We start from the raw sequence: 14,713 nt of genomic DNA, 5'->3' as shown, positions 1-14,713 counted from the left end.
GCGGCCCGCTTTCGGCCCTCAGTTGGGCGCGGGCGTGTGCTGCTCGGCGGCCAGGCAGAGGTCGGCCCAGGCGCGTGCCTTGTCGGCGGGGTTGCGCAGCAAATACGCGGGGTGGTAGGTCGCCACCACCGCCGCGCCACCGACGGAATCCAGCGGCACGACGCGGCCGCGCAGCTTGCCCAGCGGGTCGCCGCTGCGCATCAGGCTCTGCGCCGCCAGCGGGCCCATCGCCAGCACGACGCGGGGTGCAAGCGCGGCGGCGTGCTCGTCGAAGGCCTCATCGATTGCGCGCGGGCTGCCGGGCTGGCCGGCGGCCACGCCGCGGTGGGTGCGCATGAGGTGCACTGGCGTATGGCCATCGTGCAGCTTCAGGGCGCGCAGCATGTTGTCGAGCAGGCGGCCGGCGTCGCCCTCGAAGGGCTCGCCGTGGCGGCCGTCGGCTTCGGGCGGCATGTCGGCCACGACCAGCCAGCCGCCCTGCGTGGATTCCGCTGCACCGGCGTCGGCATAGAGACGGCAGGGCGCCTCGACCAGCACGGCAGCGCCCTGGGACATCGGCGCAGTTGCCGGCCGGGCAGCCGGTGCTGGTGCCGCAGCAGGCCGGGCAGCTGGTGCTGGCGCGGCAACGGGTGCTTCGACCTGCACGCGTTCCTCGGCCACGGCCACCTCTTCTTCGGCAACAGCAGCCGTCTCAGGCACCGCCACTTCGACAGCCTCGGGCACAGGCCACCAGACCTTCACGCCCATCTCGTCGAGCATCGCGCGCTGGCGGGCGTCGAGCTTCAATGTCTGTACCGCACTCATCGCAAGGCTCCCCAGGCGGAGCCTGATTCGTTCAAACGCAGGCTCATGACGACGGCGTCCTCGCGCTTGCCGTCGTGCGCCGGGTAGTAGCCCTTGCGCACGCCGACGCTGCGAAAGCCCTGGCGCATGTAGATGTCGAGCGCGCGCTGGTTGCTCTGGCGCACTTCGAGCCACAGCCACTGCGCGCCCTCGCCGCGCGACCAGCCGCCCAGCGCCTCGAGCATGAGCGGCGCCCAGCCCTGGCGCTGGAAGGCCGGCGCGACGGTGATGTTCAGCAGGTGCACCTCGTCGACGCCCTTCATGGCGACGAAGTAGCCGATCAGCGTTTCGCCCAGCTCCGTGACCGGCGAGCTCACACCCGGTGCCACGCCGGGCGCCAGCAGGCACTGGCAGTGGTAGCCCACGGCCATGGAATCGGTGAAGTTGGCGCGCGTCCAGGGATGGCTGTAGGCCGTCTGCTCGACCGCGCAGACGGCATCGATCCGCTCGACGGTGAGCGGTTCGAGGCGGGCTTCGACGGGCTGGAGGACGGCGCTCATGCGGATCAGTTGGCGGCGGCTGCGGCCGCCTTGATGGCGGCGCGCTCTTCGGTGGTTTGCGCCACTTTATCCCGAACATAGAGCGGCCAGGCCTGCGCGGCCGGCACTGTGCGCCCGGCCGCGAGCAGCGCGGGGGCCAGCCGCAGCATGGCGGTGGCGGTCGGCAGCGCCTCGTGACGGATGGCGGGCGGGGCCAGGCGAAGGCCGTAGGCGGCGAAGGCATTGCCGGCGAGCGCCCAGCCGGCGGGCACTTCGAGGTCTTCGGGCGACAGCAGCAGGGGCTCGTCGTCGCCACCCAGCGGGCCGTTGGCCGCGAAGTCGTAGCGAGCGGCATAGATCTGGTCCATGCGGGCGTCCAGCACGGCCACCACCTGTTGGGCACCGAAGGCATGGCGCGCTTCCTCTGCCACGGCGAGCAGCGTGTCGACCGGCAGCAGCGGCACCTTGGCGCCGAAGGCCAGTCCCTGTGCCACCGAGCAGGCGGTGCGCAGACCGGTGAACGAACCGGGGCCGCGGCCGAAGACGATGGCGTCGAGCTCGGACAGTGCCAGCCCGGCGTCGCCCAGCAGTTGCTGGATCAGCGGGAGCAGGGTGGTCGAGGCTTGCGCGCCGCCAACGCCGTTGTGCGCGAGCAGCCTGTCGCCGTGAAGCACGGCCACGGACAGGTGCTCGGTGCTGGTGTCGAAGGCGAGCAGCTTGGGCAGGGCGAGGGGCATCCGCCGATTATCGAGGGGCGGCCAATCCCCAGGGTCACGCGCCGTTATCGCTGCGCAAAATGGCCAGCCCCGCCTTGCGCAGCGGCGCCAGCGCCTTGGCAGGAGCGTCCGGCGATACCAGCAGGCTGGTGGCCGAGGTCACCGGGTTCACCACCCAGGCCGACGCCGCACCGAGCTTTTCCGACGAGGCCAGCACGACCGTCTCGGCCGCCGACGCCATCAGCGCGCGCTTGATCTCGGCCTCTTCCAGGTCGCCCGTGGTCAGCCCCGCCTCGGCGTGCACGCCGGTAACGCCCATGAAATACGTGTCGGCATGGATGCGCGCAATGGCCGCCATCGCCGCCGAGCCGACCGCCACCACCGAGTGCTTGAAGAGGTGCCCGCCGATCAGCACCACCTCGATGCCGGCATGCGCCACCAGCTCGATGGCCACCGACGGACTGTGCGTGACCACGGTGGCCTGCAGATTCGCCGGCAGGTGGCGCGCGAGCTGCACGGCCGTGGTGCCGCCATCGATGAATACCACCTGTCCCGGCTTCACGAGGCGCGCAGCGGCGCGGCCGATGGCCACCTTTTCATCAGGAGCCAGTTGCTGGCGCCCCGCGAAGTCGGCCTCGGCCGCCGCGACCGGCAGCGCGCCACCGTGCACGCGCTGCAGCAGGCCTTCGGCGGCCAGCTCGCGCAGGTCGCGGCGGATGGTGTCTTCCGACAGGCCGAATTCTTCGCTGAGCGACTTCGCGACGACGTTGCCGTCACGTCGCAGGACCGAGAGGATGTGTTGCTTGCGCTGGCTGGTGAGCATCGGCCGATGGTATCGGTGCGCGCCGTTGATTGCACGTTTTTTCTTGTTTTTGCACGAATTCGCACATATGCTCGCCGCCATGACCATCCACGACCGCGTCCGGGTGCACGAAGTCACCCTGCTTTCCGACAACTGGTACGCGCTGCGCACCACCGCCTTCGACTGGCGGCGCAACGACGGCCAATGGCAGCGCATGCACCGCGAAACCTACGACCGCGGCAACGGCGCCACCCTGCTGCCCTACAACCTCGCGCAGCGCACCGTGCTGCTGACGCGCCAGTTCCGCTACCCGGCCTTCGTCAACGGCCACGACGACCTGCTGATCGAGGCCGCGGCCGGCCTGCTCGACGACGCGGAGCCCGAGGAGCGCATCCGCGCCGAGGTCGAGGAAGAACTCGGCTACCGGCTCGGCACGGTGCAGAAGATCTTCGAGAGCTTCATGAGCCCGGGTTCCGTCACCGAGAAGCTGCATTTCTTCGTCGCGCCCTACGAGCCCTCGATGCGCATCGGCGCGGGCGGCGGGCTGGCCGAGGAGGGCGAGGACATCGAGGTGCTGGAGCTGGCCATCGACGAGGCGCTGGCCATGGTGGCCGACGGCCGCATCGCCGATGCCAAGACGGTGATGCTGCTGTATCACGCGAAGCTGCATGTGTTTGCGCCGGGATAATCGCCGGATGCCTCTTGCCCTCCGCCGCGCGGCCTGCGCACTGACTCTCTCCTTGCTGGCCCCGGCTGGCGCCTTCGCCCAGCAAGCACTCCCGCCCCAGGTCGATGCCGCCCTCGCCCGCGCCAAGGTGCCGCGCGAGTCCGTGACCATGCTGGTGGCCGAGGCCGACGGCACGCGCCAGCCGCGCCTGGCCTGGCGCACGCAGGCGCCGGTGAACCCGGCGTCGATCATGAAGCTGGTCACCACCTACGCCGCGCTCGACCTGCTCGGCGCGGCCTACAGCTGGACCACGCCGGTCTACGTCGAAGGCACGGTGAACAACGGCGTGCTCAACGGCAATCTCTACATCAAGGGCCAGGGCGACCCCAAGCTGGTGCTGGAGCGCGTGTGGCTGCTGCTGCGCCACGTGCAGGGGCTGGGCATCACCACGGTGAGCGGCGACATCGTCATCGACCGCAGCGCCTTCGAGACCACGGTCGAGGGCGACCCGGGCGCCTTCGACGGCGAGCCGCTGCGCCCCTACAACGCCTCGCCCGACGCGCTGCTGGTGAACTTCAAGTCGGTCAACATGACTTTCGCGCCCGACCGCGCCGGCCAGATCGCGCGGGTGAGCTACGAGCCCCCGCTGGCGAGCGTGGCCATGCCGCCAACCGTGGCGATCGTGCCCGGCGAATGCGGCGACTGGCGCGCCGCGCTGCGCACCGACTTCAGCGACGTGAACCGCATCCGCTTCAACGGCGGTTTCCCGGCCGGCTGCGGCGAGAAGAGCTGGGCCGTGGCCTACGGCGACCCGCGCACCTACGCCATGCGCGCCATCGGCGGCATGTGGGCCGAGATGGGCGGGCGCGTGGGCGGGCAGATGCGCGAGGGGCGCGTGCCGGCGGGGCTGAAGCCGGCCTTCGAGTTCGAATCGCCGCCGCTGGCCGAGGTGATCCGCGACATCAACAAGTACAGCAACAACGTGATGGCGCAGCAGTTGTTCCTCACGATCGGGCTCACGCAGAAGAACCGCGGCACCTTCGAGGCCTCGCGCGCCGCGTTGGGCCAGTGGTGGCGCGAGCGCATCGGCACGGGCGAGGCGCAGCCGGTGTTCGAGAACGGCTCTGGCCTGTCGCGCGATGAGCGCATCAGCGCCGCCGCGCTCGGCAAGATGCTGCAGGTGGCGTGGCGCTCGCCGGTAATGCCGGAGCTGATGTCCTCGCTGCCGGCCATGGGCGTGGACGGCACGCTGAAGAAGCGCACGCTGCGCTCCGGCGGCTCGGCCCACCTGAAGACGGGCACTCTGCGCGACGCATCCGGCGTGGCCGGCTACGTGGACGGCGCAAGCGGGCGCCGCTACGTGCTGGTGGCCATTGCCAACGGCGAGAACGCGGGCGCGGCGCGCGCGGCGTTCGACGCGCTGGTCGACTGGGCCTCGCAGGACAACTGAGGCCGACGGCTCGGCAAGGCGCACGGCCAGCGGCCGTGTACTGAAATCTTCTGAGGGCAAACGCCCGCTTGCGCGCGGGCATGCCCCTGCACAGAATCGGACGGTCGTTCTTTTCCGTACAAAACCAACGCAGGAGACATGCCTTGACAAAGCCCCACCCCCATTCGTCCGTCCCGATGCGCAAGACAGCAGCCCTGACGGCGCTCGCAGGCGCAACCTTGTTGCTGCTCGCCGCCTGCGGAGGCGGTGGTGGTGGCGGGGGTATCGGCATCGGGGTGGGCGTTCCGCCGCCCGCCGCCGACGACGGCCGGGGCTCGGTGGTCACCAACCCGCCCGAGCAGACGGCGAAGCTGACCGCCGACCAGTTCACCGCCAGCCTGCAGGCCAGCGACCAGGGCAAGGCGCTGCTGCAGGTGGCGGGCACGCCCAAGTGCGGCATCGACCTGCGCTACCTCGAATACCGCACCATCGGCGCGAAGAGCGAGGCCACCAACGCCACCGCCGCGATCATGGTGCCCACCGGCTCCGACGTGGCCTGCGGCGGCCAGCGTCCGGTGGTGCTCTATGCCCACGGCACCACCGCCGCCAAGGCCTACAACCTGGCCAAGTGGACCGACAGCACGCAGGCGGCTGCCGGCGAGGGCCTGATGGTTGCCGCCATGTTCGCGGCGCAGGGCTACATCGTGGTGGCGCCCAATTACGCGGGCTACGACAAGTCGACCCTGCCCTACCACCCGTATCTCAACGGCGACCAGCAGGGCAAGGACATGGTCGACGCGCTCACCGCCGCGCGCAAGACCTTCTCGGGCATCGGCGCGAACGACGCCGGCTCGCTGTTCATCACCGGCTACTCGCAGGGCGGCTACGTGGCAATGGCGGCGCACCGCGAGATGCAGGCCACGGGCAAGACGGTGACGGCGTCGGCGCCGCTGTCGGCACCCTCTGCCATCAGCCTGCTGACGGACTACACCTACCAGGGCTGGCCGGCGCTGGGCGCCACGCTGTTCGTGCCGCTGCTGTCGACCAGCTGGCAGCAGCAGTTCGGCAACGTCTACAGCTCCACCAGCGACGTGTATGAAGCGCAGTACGCCAACGGCATCGACACCCTGCTGCCGAGCACCTCGCCCGGCACGCTGTTCTCCAGCGGCAAGCTGCCGCAGCTGGCGCTGTTCCCGGCCAATGCCACGCCGGGGCCGGTGAGCCCCTCGCTGTCGATCTTCTACGGCGCCAACAACCTCATCAAGCAGAGCTTCCTGACGCAGGCCGCCGGCGACATCCAGGCCACGCCCTGCCCCGGCAACGCGCTGCCGGCCACGTCGGCGTCGCTGAGCACGGCCTCGCCGCTGGACTGCAAGCCGTCCACGGGCTTCCGCAAGGCGGCGCTCGCCAACGACCTGCGCAACTGGACGCCGACCCGCCCGATGCTGATGTGCGGCGGCGCCAACGATCCGACGGTGAACTTCGTGAGCACCCGCGCCACGTCAGGCTACTTCCGCGCCAAGGGCGTGCCGGCCACCGCGCTGGCGGTGGTCGATCTGGAAGATTCGGCCGCGATCGACGCCTACTCGACGGCCCGTGCCGGCTTCGCGCAGGCCAAGGCCCTGCTGGCGCAGAACACGTCAGGCAGCGCATCTGACAAGGCGCAGGCGGTCACGCTGGCGTACCACGGCACGCTGGCGCCGCCGTTCTGCCTGGCCTCCGCCCGCGGCTTCTTCCAGGGCGTGCTCGCCGCTGGGGGCTGATCGAGGATCAGGCAGCTGACGCGCGCTGCAGCCGATCCCGCACGCCTTCCCAATCGGGCGTGTCGGGCGGCATCTCGACCCAGATCAGCTTGACGCCCTGCGCATCGAACTCGCGCAGCACCGCGAAGAGTTGCTGCGCACTGGCCGCCGCGTCGTCGGGCATGCGCCGCTGCAGCACGCGCTGCGAGCGACTGCGCACCACGGTGCGCGACCACACGGCGATGTGCGCGGCATTCGCGCCCAGCACGTCGAGGCCGGTCTGGATCGCCTTGGCGTCCATCAGCCGCACCCTGGCGTCCGGGGCATAGTGCGCCTCCAGCGTGCCCGAGGCGCGCGGGTCGGGTGTTTCGAGCACTTCGCGGTCGCTGAGCTTCTCGCCGCAGGCGGCCTCGATCTGCGCACGCGTGATCAGGCCGGGCCGCAGCAGCACGGGGGCGCCGCGGCTGCAGTCGACGATGGTCGACTCGATACCGACCTCGCAGGCTCCGCCGTCGACCACCAGCAGCGCGTCGCCGAACTCGTCGTGCACGTGCTGCGCCGTGGTCGGGCTGACGCGGCCGAAGCGGTTGGCGCTGGGCCCCGCAAGGCCGGGCACACCCTGCTGGGCGCAGGCTTCGAGCAGCGCCTGCGCCACGGGATGCGAGGGGCAGCGCAGGCCGATGGTGTCCTGCCCGCCGGCCGCCGCCGCGCCCACGCCGGGCTGGCGCGTGACGATCAGCGTGAGCGGCCCGGGCCAGAAGGCCTGCACGAGTTTCTGCGCGAAGAGCGGCAGCGGCTGGGCGAAGCGCGACAACGACTCGGTGCCCTTGATGCCGGCCGCCACGTGGACGATCAGCGGGTGATCGGCGGGCCGCCCCTTGGCCTTGAAGATGCCGGCCACGGCCATGTCGCTGCTCGCGTCAGCCCCCAGGCCGTAGACAGTCTCGGTCGGAAAGGCCACCAGCCCGCCCGCGCGAAGCACACGCGCGGCTTCGGCAATGGACTCGGGGGAGCGGCCGTCGAGGATCATGCGAGATCGGCGGTGGTCACCGCCGGCAGGCCCAGCAGCAGCGCGGCCTGCGAGGCGGTGGCACGCACGGCTTCGAGCGTGGCGCCGGTGAGCGTGAGGTGGCCCATCTTGCGGCCGCGCCGCGGGTCGATCTTTCCGTAGAGGTGCAGATGCACGCCCGGCAGCGCGAGCACTTCGCTCCAGCGCGGCGAAACCGGCTTGTCGCCGCCCTCGGCGGTGAACCACAGGTCGCCCAGCAGGTTGAGCATGATCGCGGGGCTGTGCTGGCGCGGCGCGGCCAGCGGCAGGCCGGCGAGCGTGCGCACCTGCAGCTCGAACTGCGACACGTCGCAGGCTTCCATCGTGTAGTGGCCGCTGTTGTGCGGGCGCGGCGCCATCTCGTTGACGACCAGCGAGCCGTCGGCCAGCGCGAAGAACTCAACGCACAGCACGCCCACATAGCCCAGGCCGTTGGCGATGCTCTTCGCCGAATTGACCGCGCCCTGCGCCACCGTCTTCGGCATGTTCTGCGGATGCACCTCGGTGACAGCCAGGATGCCGTCGCGGTGCAGGTTGCGCTGCGGCGGGAAGTGCACGATCTGGCCATCGCGGCTGCGCGCGAGGATGACCGAGCATTCGAACTCCAGCGGCAGCATCTTCTCGAGCACGCAGGGCACGCAGCCCGTGGCCTGCCAGGCGTCGACCAGCTCGGCGCGCGTCTTCACGCGCTGCTGGCCCTTTCCGTCGTAGCCCAGCCGCGCGGTCTTCAGGATGCCGGGCAGCAGGCTGTCTTCAACGGCGGCGAGCTGCGCCGCGGTCTCGATGACCGCATAGGGCGCGCAGGGCACGCCGCAGCGGGTGAAGTGGGCCTTTTCGGCGATGCGGTCCTGCGCGATGGCGATGGCCGAGGCGCCGGGCGACACCGGCCGCGCGACCGCGAGGTGCTCCAGCGAGGGCGCGGGCACGTTCTCGAACTCGGTCGTCACCGCATCGGCCAGGCCGGCGAGGCGGGCGAGGCCGTCGACGTCGTCGTAGTCAGTGTGGATGTGGTGGTGGCTCACGCGGCCGGCGGGGCTGTCGGTGTCGGGATCGAGCACCGCCGTGAAGTAGCCCATGCGCTGGGCCGCATGGGCGAACATGCGCCCCAGCTGGCCGCCGCCGAGCACGCCGAGCGTGGCGCCCGGGAGGATGGGCAGGTCACCGTTCTTGCTGTTGCTCACAGGGCACCTCCGCCTTGCGGCGAGAAAGGGGACACGGGGGGCACTTCTCCAACACCGCCGGCAGGAGCCGGCGGCAGCGTCATGGCCTCGGCGGCGGCGGTCTGCGCCGTGCGGAAGGCATCGAGCTTCGCGCGCAGCGCCGGATCGTTCACCGCCAGCATCGCCACCGCGAACAGCGCCGCGTTGGCCGCGCCCGCGTTGCCGATGGCAAAAGTGGCCACCGGCACGCCCTTGGGCATCTGCACGATGCTGTAGAGCGAATCGACGCCCTGCAGGTGGCGGCTGGCCACCGGCACGCCCAGCACCGGCACCGTGGTCTTGGAGGCCAGCATGCCCGGCAGATGGGCCGCGCCGCCCGCGCCCGCGATGATCGCGGTGAGCCCGCGCCCGGCGGCGCTTTCGGCGTACGCGAAGAGCGCATCGGGCATCCGGTGGGCCGAGACCACCTTTGCTTCGTGACTGATTCCGAATTGCTGGAGAATCTCGACCGCGTTGCGCATCGTCTCCCAATCGGAGTTCGAGCCCATCACTACACCGACCTGAATGGTTTCGTTCATGGTTTCAATTTTACGTTTCACCCTCAGCTGGTTCCGATGATCGACATCACTCTCGAAAATTTCCAGGCCGAACTGATCGAAGGCTCAGTGGCCACGCCGGTGCTGCTGGACATCTGGGCCGAATGGTGCGGCCCCTGCAAACAGCTGGGCCCGGTGCTCGAAAAGCTCGAAGTCGAGTACGCCGGCCGCTTCACGCTGGCCAAGCTCGACGCCGACAAGGTGCCGCAGATTTCGTCGCAGCTGTCCGAAATGTTCGGCGTGCGCAGCATCCCGTTCTGCGTGATGTTCAAGGACGGCCAGCCGGTGGACGGCTTTGTCGGCGCCATTCCGGCCGAGAAGATCCGCGAATTCCTCGACAAGCACGTGCCGGGCGCCGACGAGGCCGAGGCCGCCTCTGAAGAAGCCGCCGCGCAGGAAGCGCTGGCCGAAGGCGACACCCAGGGCGCGCTCGAACGGCTGCAGCACGCAGTGGCCACCGACCCGGCCAACGACGACGCCCGCTTCGACTACATCAAGCTGCTGCTGCAGGAAGGCCGCGTCGACGACGCCAAGGTCGCCTTCGCCCCGGTGATCGCCAAGACCACGCTGGTACGCCGCTTCGATGCATTGCAGCGCTGGATGGATGCTATCGATTTCGCAGCGCCAGTGGCTGGCGCCGCGCCTGCGATCGCCGACTTCGAGGCAAAGATCGCCGCCAACAAGCGCGACTTCGACGCCCGCTTCGGCCGTGCCCGCCTGCTGATGGCCGCACAGCGCTGGACCGACGCGATGGACGAGCTGCTCGACATCCTGATGCGCGACAAGACCTGGAGCGAAGACCTGGCCCGCAAGACCTACATCGCCATCCTCGACCTGATCGAGCCGCCGAAGGTGAAGGTGGCCGACGGGCAGATCCCGCCGGACGATCCGGTGGTGGCCACCTATCGCCGCCGCCTCAGCAGCATCGTGCTGAGCTGATCCGGAAAGCGGATCCACAAAGCGACCCTCGGGGTCGCTTTTTCGTGGCCGCCTCGAATACGATCACGCCCGATTCAACTTGTTGCAGATTGAAAAGGAAGACTGGCCATGCGCTCCTTCGCCCGCCGTATCGTGTTTCCCCTTCTTGCCACGACGGCGCTGCTGACCGCCCTTACCGGTTGCGGCAGCGGCATCAGCCTCGACGAGCCGATCGAAGGGCCGGTCTGGCGCCTTGCTCAGTTGGGTGACGAGCCGGTCGGGCAGAGCGAAGCGCAAGTTCAGTTCGACCGCAGCAGCGGCCGCGTCAGCGGATCGGGCGGCTGCAACCGCATCTCGGGCACCTTCACGCGCAGCGGCATCACGCTGAGGATCGGCCAACTGGCCTCTACCCGCATGGCCTGCGCGGACCCGGCGCGTGGGGCCAATGAAGCGCAGTTCATTTCCGCGCTGCAGAGCACCGCGAGCTACCGGCTGGCGGGGCCGAGCCGGCTGGCGCTGCTGGACGGCGGCGGGCGGACGGTGGCGTTGTTGAACAGCGGTGGGGGGCGCTGAGCGCACCCGCCGCGCCTACCTTCACTTGGCCGCGGGGGCACCGACGGTCAGCTGGATGTCTTCGGTGGCCAGGCCCCGGTCGGAGATGCTGACGTCCACCGTGCCCTTGGCGTCTGCCGCCACCTTGATGCGCACGACAAACTGGTTCACCGCGGGACCAACCAGGATTTCGGAGGTTGCCGAGCCCTTGACCGTCACCTGCGGCCAGACCGTTATGCCGCTCACGGCAATCTCGTAGACCTCGCCCGGACTGACCTTCGCATCGTCGGCCGGCGCGACAGTCATGGCACTGACGCTCCCCACGCAGCTGCCGTTTCGCTCCACGGACTTGCGCTGCTCGGCAAAGCTGAGCAGGCGGTTGCTCAGGGGGCGGCGGGCGGCGTAGAGATCAGCCGTTTCCTTGGCCAGCTTGCGCGCCATGCTGGCCTCGGATGCATTGGCTGGCTGCTTCTTGGCATCCGCTTCGAGCTTGTCTTCCTGCGTTTTCTTTGCCGCGGCCAAGGCGACGATCTGTTGTTGTTGCAGCACAGTGATCTGCGCGAGCAGCTCCTGCAAGCTCGCAGTCCCAAGTGACTTTGCTGCGACCGCCGGCGCAGCCGGCGCCCGGGCACCAGCCGCTGCAGGCGCTGGCGGGGCCGCGCCGCCGCCACCGCTGCTTTCGCTCGGCGCATCGATCTTCACCGCCCTGAACTTGCCGATGATTCCCGCTGCCTGGCTGGCCATGGTGTCCGGCGGGGTGATGGGCTTGTTGGCGGCATTGATGCGGGCCGCCACGCGGGCAAAGACCAGATCGCCCTCGCGCATCAGGATGACGCCGCTGTTGTTCAGCTGGTCGGCCAACTGTTCGCTGGAGGCCAGGGTCTTGCGGGCGCGCCACAGCGCTTCTTTCGCCTCTGCGCGAACCCGTGCCCTGGGAAGCTTGCTGTCGCTGCCATAGCGATCGATGGCCTCGGCTTCGAGCAAATCCTTGTCGAGCGTATTGATGGCTTCCGTCAAGGCCTGCCGCTCCTGTCGCATCAGCGAGAAGTCGACCGCACTCATGCGCAGCGGCTCGATGTTCATCATCGCGCACGTCAGCTCACGGATGCCTTCGACATACGCCAGTTCCTGGTTGGGATTGACGAACCACGTGCTGCCCGAATACGCCGCGAAGCCGATCGCACCGGCCAGGGCCAGGCGCTTCTTGTCGTGGTCGCTCGTCACGCCCGACTTCAGGCCGCTGTAGAGCGCCGCCGCCGTGATGCCGAGCAGTCCGAGCTGCGTGACGGCACGCACCCGCGCCTGCGTCGAGAGGGAGTCGTACCACTCGCGGCGCTGGTCCTTCAATACGCCGAGCGCGCCATGCAGGTTGCCCGCGAACCGCTCGGCATGGGCGTTGCGGACCTCCTCGCGGCCAAGTTGGGCGATCGGCACGTCGACCCGCTTGCTGCGCTGGTAGGGATTGGTGCTGCTGCAGCCCGTGACAGCCACCACAAGCCCCGCCGCCACGCAGCGCTGCCAACGAAGAACATTCCCGGTTTTCATATCCCCCGCCCCTCATGTTTTGAGTACGCATGATGGCGGGGCGGGGGCGTTCGTACATCCCCGATTCCCGTGGCGACAAGGCGCCCGGGATGAACTACGAAGCGACGAAAAGGAAGGGGAGGATCAGCCCGTCAAGCGCTCCAGCGCCTCACGGTACTTGGCAGCCGTCTTCTCGATGACCTCAGCCGGCAGGCGCGGCGCCGGGGGCGTCTTGTCCCACGGCTTGCCGTTGATCTTGGTGGCTTCGAGCCAGTCGCGCACGAACTGCTTGTCGTAGCTCGGCGGGTTGGCGCCGGTGGCCAGCGCGGCCTGGTAGCCCTCGACCGGCCAATAGCGCGAGCTGTCTGGCGTGAGCACTTCGTCCATCAGCACCAGCGTGCCGGCTTCGTCCAGGCCGAACTCGAACTTGGTGTCCGCAATGATCATTCCCTTGGTCAGGGCGATCTGGGCGGCGGTTTCGTAGATGGCGATGCTGGTTTCGCGGATCTGCTGGGCCAGCTTGGGGCCGACGATCTCGACCACGCGGTCGTAGCTGATGTTCTCGTCGTGCTCGCCGGCTGCCGCCTTGGCGGCGGGCGTGAAGATGGGGCGCGGCAGCTTGCTGGCGTTGGTCAGGCCCTCGGGCAGCGGCACGCCGCAGACCGATCGGCTTTCCTGGTATTCCTTCCAGCCGCTGCCGGCCAGGTAGCCGCGCACCACGGCCTCGACCGGAATCGGCTTCAGGCGCTTGACCAGCATCGAGCGGCCCGTGACCTGAGGCACTTCGTCGGGCGTGACCGCGCTTTCGGGCGCGTCGCCGGTCAGGTGGTTGGGGCAGATCTGGCCCAGCCGCTCGAACCACCACAGCGCCATCTGCGTGAGGATCTCGCCCTTGCCGGGAATGGGCTCGCCCATGATCACGTCGAAAGCGCTGAGCCGGTCGCTCGCGACCATCAGGATGCGGTCTTCGCCGACGGCGTAGTTGTCGCGCACCTTGCCGCGCGCAAGCAGGGGCAGGCTCTGGATGGAGGAGGTGTGGACGGTGGTCATGGGAACAACAACAAATGCGGTGGGGAACGTGGGACGGTGAAAGCGGATTGTGCGCGCAGAAAAAAGCCACCGCGAACGGTGGCCTTCGAATCGCAAGGAAGTTTTTAGACGACTTCCTGAGCCAGTTCGCCCTTGGCGTACTTGGCGGCGACCACTTGCAGCGTGTCGCCCTTGATCTTGGCGCCCTGGCCTTCGCAGCCGAACTCGATGTAGCGCTGCTTGCAGATCAGCTTTGCGGCCTCGCGCGCGGGCTTGAGCCATTCGCGGGCGTCGAACTTCTCGGGGTTCTCGGCCAGGAACTTGCGCACCGCGCCGGTCATGGCCAGGCGGATGTCGGTGTCGATGTTGATCTTGCGCACGCCGTGCTTGATGGCTTCCTGGATTTCCTTGACGGGCACGCCGTAGGTTTCCTTCATGTTGCCGCCGTACTGGCGAATGATGGCCAGCAGTTCCTGCGGCACGCTCGACGAGCCGTGCATCACCAGGTGGGTGTTGGGAATGCGGCGGTGGATTTCCTTGATGCGGTCGATCGCCAGGATGTCGCCGGTGGGCTCGCGCGTGAACTTGTAGGCGCCGTGGCTGGTGCCGATGGCGATGGCCAGCGCGTCGATCTGGGTGCGCTTGACGAAGTCGGCGGCCTGCTCGGGGTCGGTGAGCAGCTGTTCGCGCGTCATGGTGTCGTCGGTGCCGTGGCCGTCTTCCTTGTCGCCCTTCATGGTCTCGAGCGAACCGAGGCAGCCGAGCTCGCCTTCGACGGTGACGCCCAGGCGGTGGGCCATGTCCGACACCTTCTTGGTGACGTCGACGTTGTAGTCGTAGCTGGCGATGGTCTTGCCGTCTGCCTCGAGCGAGCCGTCCATCATGACCGAGCTGAAGCCCAGGTCGATGGCGCCCTTGCAGACGTCGGGGTTCTGGCCGTGATCCTGGTGCATGACCAGCGGGATGTTCGGGTACTGCTCGATGGCGGCCTGGATCAGGTGCTTGATGAAGGCTTCGCCGGCGTACTTGCGGGCGCCTGCGCTGGCTTGCAGGATGACGGGCGCGCCGGTTTCCTTGGCGGCCTCCATGACGGCCTGGACCTGTTCGAGGTTGTTGACGTTGAAGGCCGGAATGCCGTAGCCATTGGCTGCGGCATGGTCGAGCAGTTCGCGCATCGAGACGAGTGCCATGGAAATACCTCGCGGAAA

At 68.9% G+C, this 14,713-nt stretch carries 15 protein-coding genes; 5 read left to right on the top strand and 10 right to left on the bottom strand.

Going from position 1 to position 14,713, the window contains the following annotated elements; all coding sequences use genetic code 11:
* Positions 1 to 18: 18 nt before the first annotated feature.
* From BLV60_RS14085 to BLV60_RS14070, 4 genes are read right to left on the bottom strand one after another with little or no spacing between them, the layout of a single operon-like run.
* Positions 19 to 804: a uracil-DNA glycosylase family protein gene (locus BLV60_RS14085; protein ID WP_093055430.1), complete on the bottom strand. Its 786-nt coding sequence runs from the start codon at positions 802 to 804 to the stop codon at positions 19 to 21.
* Positions 801 to 1,343, bottom strand: coding sequence for a ribosomal protein S18-alanine N-acetyltransferase (gene rimI, locus BLV60_RS14080; protein WP_093055428.1), 543 nt, complete (start codon positions 1,341 to 1,343; stop codon positions 801 to 803). The genes BLV60_RS14085 and rimI overlap by 4 nt, the downstream gene beginning before the upstream one ends.
* Before the next feature lie 5 nt (positions 1,344 to 1,348).
* On the bottom strand, positions 1,349 to 2,059 hold the full coding sequence (gene tsaB / locus BLV60_RS14075; RefSeq protein WP_093055426.1) for a tRNA (adenosine(37)-N6)-threonylcarbamoyltransferase complex dimerization subunit type 1 TsaB: 711 nt from the start codon (positions 2,057 to 2,059) through the stop codon (positions 1,349 to 1,351).
* Positions 2,060 to 2,093: 34 nt separating this feature from the next.
* On the bottom strand, positions 2,094 to 2,861 hold the full coding sequence (locus BLV60_RS14070) for a DeoR/GlpR family DNA-binding transcription regulator (protein ID WP_093055424.1): 768 nt from the start codon (positions 2,859 to 2,861) through the stop codon (positions 2,094 to 2,096).
* A 79-nt stretch (positions 2,862 to 2,940) separates the two neighbouring features.
* On the opposite strand from BLV60_RS14070, the gene BLV60_RS14065 reads away from it, so the two are divergent.
* The 3 genes from BLV60_RS14065 (at position 2,941) to BLV60_RS14055 (ending at position 6,699) form a co-directional block, all read left to right on the top strand.
* On the top strand, positions 2,941 to 3,528 hold the full coding sequence (locus BLV60_RS14065; RefSeq protein ID WP_093055511.1) for an NUDIX hydrolase: 588 nt from the start codon (positions 2,941 to 2,943) through the stop codon (positions 3,526 to 3,528).
* 7 nt (positions 3,529 to 3,535) lie between these two features.
* Entirely contained in the window at positions 3,536 to 4,957 is a 1,422-nt protein-coding gene (gene dacB, locus BLV60_RS14060; protein WP_093055422.1) for a D-alanyl-D-alanine carboxypeptidase/D-alanyl-D-alanine endopeptidase, read from the top strand.
* 176 nt (positions 4,958 to 5,133) lie between these two features.
* Positions 5,134 to 6,699, top strand: coding sequence for an alpha/beta hydrolase family protein (locus tag BLV60_RS14055; RefSeq protein ID WP_093055420.1), 1,566 nt, complete (start codon positions 5,134 to 5,136; stop codon positions 6,697 to 6,699).
* Positions 6,700 to 6,706: 7 nt separating this feature from the next.
* On the opposite strand, the gene BLV60_RS14050 is transcribed toward BLV60_RS14055, so the two are convergent.
* The 3 genes from BLV60_RS14050 to purE are packed head-to-tail and all read right to left on the bottom strand — an operon-like array spanning position 6,707 to position 9,464.
* Positions 6,707 to 7,708, bottom strand: coding sequence for an L-threonylcarbamoyladenylate synthase (locus BLV60_RS14050; protein WP_093055418.1), 1,002 nt, complete (start codon positions 7,706 to 7,708; stop codon positions 6,707 to 6,709).
* On the bottom strand, positions 7,705 to 8,907 hold the full coding sequence (locus tag BLV60_RS14045) for a 5-(carboxyamino)imidazole ribonucleotide synthase (RefSeq protein ID WP_093055416.1): 1,203 nt from the start codon (positions 8,905 to 8,907) through the stop codon (positions 7,705 to 7,707). Before BLV60_RS14045 ends, BLV60_RS14050 begins: the two co-directional genes overlap by 4 nt.
* On the bottom strand, positions 8,904 to 9,464 hold the full coding sequence (gene purE, locus BLV60_RS14040; protein WP_093055414.1) for a 5-(carboxyamino)imidazole ribonucleotide mutase: 561 nt from the start codon (positions 9,462 to 9,464) through the stop codon (positions 8,904 to 8,906). Before purE ends, BLV60_RS14045 begins: the two co-directional genes overlap by 4 nt.
* 36 nt (positions 9,465 to 9,500) lie before the next feature.
* Here purE and BLV60_RS14035 point away from each other — a divergent pair, with 36 nt between their 5' ends.
* Both BLV60_RS14035 and BLV60_RS14030 read left to right on the top strand, forming a co-directional pair.
* Entirely contained in the window at positions 9,501 to 10,421 is a 921-nt protein-coding gene (locus BLV60_RS14035) for a tetratricopeptide repeat protein (protein ID WP_093055412.1), read from the top strand.
* 108 nt (positions 10,422 to 10,529) lie between these two features.
* A complete protein-coding gene (locus tag BLV60_RS14030; RefSeq protein WP_093055410.1) occupies positions 10,530 to 10,973 on the top strand; it encodes an META domain-containing protein in 444 nt (147 codons plus the stop codon).
* A 21-nt stretch (positions 10,974 to 10,994) separates the two neighbouring features.
* Here the strand turns inward: BLV60_RS14030 and BLV60_RS14025 are convergent, their stop codons facing one another.
* From BLV60_RS14025 to fba, 3 genes are all read right to left on the bottom strand, one after another.
* The gene (locus BLV60_RS14025; RefSeq protein WP_143042588.1) at positions 10,995 to 12,497 is read right to left on the bottom strand and encodes a hypothetical protein; all 1,503 of its coding nucleotides are present in this window, start codon (positions 12,495 to 12,497) and stop codon (positions 10,995 to 10,997) included.
* A 123-nt stretch (positions 12,498 to 12,620) separates the two neighbouring features.
* A complete protein-coding gene (locus tag BLV60_RS14020) occupies positions 12,621 to 13,526 on the bottom strand; it encodes a phosphoribosylaminoimidazolesuccinocarboxamide synthase (protein ID WP_093055406.1) in 906 nt (301 codons plus the stop codon).
* Positions 13,527 to 13,630: 104 nt separating this feature from the next.
* Positions 13,631 to 14,695: a class II fructose-bisphosphate aldolase gene (gene fba / locus BLV60_RS14015; protein ID WP_013544161.1), complete on the bottom strand. Its 1,065-nt coding sequence runs from the start codon at positions 14,693 to 14,695 to the stop codon at positions 13,631 to 13,633.
* Positions 14,696 to 14,713: the final 18 nt, after the last annotated feature.

Origin of the sequence: Variovorax sp. YR634, from assembly GCF_900106655.1 — a bacterium.
Taxonomy (GTDB): domain Bacteria; phylum Pseudomonadota; class Gammaproteobacteria; order Burkholderiales; family Burkholderiaceae_C; genus Variovorax.
This window is presented reverse-complemented; position numbering and strand designations above follow the sequence as displayed.

Coding starts and splice junctions, on each gene's coding strand:
- BLV60_RS14085 (WP_093055430.1), bottom strand. CDS start 804: ATGAGTGCGGTACAGACATTGAAGCTCGACGCCCGCCAGCGCGCGATG.
- rimI (WP_093055428.1), bottom strand. CDS start 1,343: ATGAGCGCCGTCCTCCAGCCCGTCGAAGCCCGCCTCGAACCGCTCACC.
- tsaB (WP_093055426.1), bottom strand. CDS start 2,059: ATGCCCCTCGCCCTGCCCAAGCTGCTCGCCTTCGACACCAGCACCGAG.
- BLV60_RS14070 (WP_093055424.1), bottom strand. CDS start 2,861: ATGCTCACCAGCCAGCGCAAGCAACACATCCTCTCGGTCCTGCGACGT.
- BLV60_RS14065 (WP_093055511.1), top strand. CDS start 2,941: ATGACCATCCACGACCGCGTCCGGGTGCACGAAGTCACCCTGCTTTCC.
- dacB (WP_093055422.1), top strand. CDS start 3,536: ATGCCTCTTGCCCTCCGCCGCGCGGCCTGCGCACTGACTCTCTCCTTG.
- BLV60_RS14055 (WP_093055420.1), top strand. CDS start 5,134: ATGCGCAAGACAGCAGCCCTGACGGCGCTCGCAGGCGCAACCTTGTTG.
- BLV60_RS14050 (WP_093055418.1), bottom strand. CDS start 7,708: ATGATCCTCGACGGCCGCTCCCCCGAGTCCATTGCCGAAGCCGCGCGT.
- purE (WP_093055414.1), bottom strand. CDS start 9,464: ATGAACGAAACCATTCAGGTCGGTGTAGTGATGGGCTCGAACTCCGAT.
- BLV60_RS14035 (WP_093055412.1), top strand. CDS start 9,501: ATGATCGACATCACTCTCGAAAATTTCCAGGCCGAACTGATCGAAGGC.
- BLV60_RS14030 (WP_093055410.1), top strand. CDS start 10,530: ATGCGCTCCTTCGCCCGCCGTATCGTGTTTCCCCTTCTTGCCACGACG.
- BLV60_RS14025 (WP_143042588.1), bottom strand. CDS start 12,497: ATGAAAACCGGGAATGTTCTTCGTTGGCAGCGCTGCGTGGCGGCGGGG.
- BLV60_RS14020 (WP_093055406.1), bottom strand. CDS start 13,526: ATGACCACCGTCCACACCTCCTCCATCCAGAGCCTGCCCCTGCTTGCG.
- fba (WP_013544161.1), bottom strand. CDS start 14,695: ATGGCACTCGTCTCGATGCGCGAACTGCTCGACCATGCCGCAGCCAAT.